Source organism: Clostridium frigoris, assembly GCF_018861865.1.
In the GTDB taxonomy this organism is placed as follows: Bacteria; Bacillota; Clostridia; order Clostridiales; family Clostridiaceae; genus Clostridium_AD; species Clostridium_AD frigoris.
Map to the genome: position 1 here is coordinate 1 of NZ_JAHLDV010000114.1, position 3,147 is coordinate 3,147.

General features: G+C 29.2%; 3 protein-coding genes. All 3 read right to left on the reverse strand.

The features are described 5' to 3' along the window. Positions 1-157 precede the first annotated feature (157 nt). The gene (locus KPL37_RS19230; protein WP_425514054.1) at positions 158-340 is read right to left on the reverse strand and encodes a hypothetical protein; all 183 of its coding nucleotides are present in this window, start codon (positions 338-340) and stop codon (positions 158-160) included. Between the two features lie 179 nt (positions 341-519). Next, positions 520-2,235: a methyl-accepting chemotaxis protein gene (locus KPL37_RS19235; RefSeq protein ID WP_216151684.1), complete on the reverse strand. Its 1,716-nt coding sequence runs from the start codon at positions 2,233-2,235 to the stop codon at positions 520-522. A 431-nt stretch (positions 2,236-2,666) separates the two neighbouring features. Next, positions 2,667-3,147: DegT/DnrJ/EryC1/StrS family aminotransferase (locus KPL37_RS19240; RefSeq protein ID WP_216151685.1), on the reverse strand; the 481-nt coding region annotated here is incomplete at its 5' end.

Here is a 3,147-nt window from a genome sequence, read left to right on the forward strand (position 1 = left end):
ATGTTGGACATAAAAATACTCCTCCTTACAATCTTTGATAATTACTTATCTCAATTATTGCCAAGAAAGAGTACATTTTATTCTGTTTACACAAAATTATTTACAGGCCCTATTAGGCAGTTAAGATTTACATCTTAACTGCCTTTAATAATATAATTTACAAATAAATATCTGAAAAATCTGCTCGGATTACTTTATTTTCATCTTTTGGAATATTATTATACCCAATATTTTCATTAAGTACCTTTCCTGGCAGAAGTCTTATTGTAAACGTTCTACCTTCTCCAAATTTACTCTGCGCATATATATTACCACCATGCAATTCAACAATTGATTTCACTAAACTCAAAGCAAAACCTGTGTAAATCTTGGAAAACTAGGTGGTAAAACACTTCTTTATTTTGAAGTTATTACTACTAAGGGGTTACTCAAGATCTTTATTCCTCCTATAAAGATGCTTCCAATTACTATAATTATCAATCCAATTTTGAAGTAATGACTTCACATTTGAATCATTTATTATATCTTAAACTTCTGTACCATCTCATTAAGTTTTTGTGCAAGTTCTGCTTGCATTTGCGATGTTTGCGATACTTGCTCCATAGCTTTTGAAGTTTCCTCAATACTAATTTGAATATCTCCTGTATGTTCTGCAGAAAGCTGTGAACTTTGTGCTAAAACTTGAGCAGCCATACTAACCTCATTTATCGATGCTCCCACTTCTTCTGACATAGCTGCGATTTCCTCTGACATGGAACTTATAAATTCTCCATCTTCACCATATTGTTTTCCTGCCTGTGCATATTGCTCTAAGACAGGTGCAATATCTTCTATAATAAACTTGAGTATGTCATTACTATTTTCAGATAAATGTTTAAATGCATTTTGAACTTTTACTATAGTACCCTGAATTGTATTTACAGTTTCAGATGATTGCTCTGCAAGTTTTCTTACTTCATCTGCAACTACTGCAAATCCTTTTCCTTGTTCTCCTGCTCTTGCTGCTTCAATAGCTGCGTTTAATGCTAATAAATTAGTTTGCGATGCGATGGCCGCAATTCCATCCGCCATAACCTTTATCTCATCTACAACTTTTCCATCTTCTATAGCTATTAATATTTCTTTTTCCTTTGTTTCGTAAATGCTCTTACTTTCTTCAAGCGCCTTATTAGCATCGCTCCTAACTGCTTTTGCTTTTTCTTTAATTTTTGAGGCATTATTACTACCTTCCATAGCCTTTGAAGATAGTTCCTCCATACTTGAATTAACCTCTTCAACAGATGCAGTTATCTCCTCTGATGTAGCACTGGATTCTTGAACTGACCTATTTATCTCCACTGTTGAACTATCTACAATTTCTATTTTAGTAGTTATTTCCTCAACTGTCGCTGAAAGCTCTTCAGCTGAAGCACTCATATCGGAAGAATTATTCATTATTTCTTTTACTAATTCTTTAATATTTTCCTGAGCAGTATTTAATGCAACCCCAGTTTGTCCAAATTCATCTTTCCTTGTAATAGTCATCGTTTCTGAAAAATCATAACGAGATAATCTACCTGCTAAACTTTTTATTTTATTTAATGGATTAATTATATTTTCACTTAATAAGTAAGCCATAAAAATTATAATTAAAAATGCTATAATCGTATAAATTATAATTGTATATCTAACTTTACTAAACTGAGCTATATTATCTAAGTTTGCTTTTTCAGCTGATTTAACATTTATCTCAATACACTTTTCTAAATTATTAGACATTGAGATTCTTATTACATCAAGATTTTTATTAACACTCATAGCCTCCACATACTTATTAGCTTTTACAAGATTAATTACCTCAATCCTTCCCTCTCTATATTTTGCTAAGTCACTTTTATAATCACCGTAAGTTTTTTCTTCTTCTGAAGATACAAAAGGGATACTTAGATAATGCTTATCAACGATTACATCTTCATTTGATAAATCATTTATAGCTTTTATTTCTTCATCTAATTTTGATTTATCTTTTTCAAAAACAATTCTAAGCATCTCAGCTCTAATACTATTTACATTTCCTTTAGTTTCTTCCATATATTTTATAGATTGTAAATTAATATTATATATGGACACAGAACCATAATTTATTTTAGCTAAACTTATTATACCCTCTACCCCAATAAAAATCATAAAGATGCAAACAACTGAAAATACCGACACAATTTTTTTCTTTACACCTAGATTAACAAAAAATTTCATCTTAACACTCCCTCTCTCTTTTTATACTGCATTTTCATCCTATATTAAATTTCATCTTATATTCATGTTCAATAACATCTGCCACTCCCTTCATGTATGACACCTGTACAAAATATATAATATTTTTAATATAAGATTATTGATTATCATAATTTATAAAACCATTAAGTATAATTACACACTTTACTATCGGTTAAATTATAATATTCTTTACATATATATTCGTTTTAACTACATTTTCTATTATATTTATATATATTATACTAATTTATAATACATTTTCATATTTTGCTTGTTTTTATTACATTTTTATAGTGAATATTTGTTTTTATTCCAAATACTTTTTAACTTAAACCATTCACGTAAAAAGCAACAACACCATGAAATTGTTATCCATGATGTTGTTGCTATCTTATTTTTTAAACCTTAATTTAATCTACACTATTTTTTATTGTTTCACATACCTTTTTAATCTCTTCTTTTGTAAGTCCAACAGAACTTGGAAGGTTTATTCCTCGTGCGTAAAGTTCATTTGTTATGCTCAATTCCCCATGTCTACTGTTCTTATATGGAGGCATATTATGTATAGGCATAAAGAATGGTCTCGCTTCTATTTTCTCTGAGTTTAATTTTTTTATAAGTTCATCACGGGTTATACCATATTCGTCTTCAACTAGGATTGAATATAACCAATAACAGTTTTCTACATTTTCTCTTTCGGCAGGTAATGTAATTCCTTTAATTTCACCTAAAAGCTGATTATAATACACTGCATTTTCTCTTTTAATTTTTAAATATTCTTTAACATTTTCAAGTTGAGCTACTCCAAATGCAGCTAAAAGATTTGGCATTCTCATATTATATCCTATTTCTGAATGATAAAATGCTTTATTTTCAGTCACTACTTTTGTT